This window comes from Lysinibacillus sp. GbtcB16, assembly GCF_019091145.1.
In the GTDB taxonomy this organism is placed as follows: domain Bacteria; phylum Bacillota; class Bacilli; order Bacillales_A; family Planococcaceae; genus Lysinibacillus; species Lysinibacillus fusiformis.
Map to the genome: position 1 here is coordinate 1 of NZ_JAGXJV010000258.1, position 303 is coordinate 303.

The window sequence follows — 303 nt, forward strand, 5'->3', positions numbered from 1 at the left end:
GAGCCGTTATTGCGAAAGCACGACGTGGAGGACGTGGATATTCTCGCTTTCCTAAACCTGCCAGCCCAGCCCCGGAACTTTCTGAAAAAGGTGAGCCAGGACAAGAATTAAATGTTAAATTAGAGTTCAAAATTTTAGCAGATGTAGGGTTAGTTGGTTTCCCAAGTGTTGGTAAATCAACACTTTTATCGGTTGTTTTTGCTGCTAAGCCAAAAATTGGTGCATATCATTTCACGACAATTGTACCGATTTTAGGCATGATTGAAACAGATGATCACCGAAGCTTTGCAATGGCAGATTTAC

1 protein-coding gene is annotated in these 303 nt (G+C 41.6%); it reads left to right on the plus strand.

What is annotated here, in order from left to right; genetic code table 11:
• A partial coding sequence (locus tag KVT27_RS24185) for a GTPase (protein WP_217582129.1) occupies positions 1 to 303 on the plus strand: 303 nt, incomplete at both ends.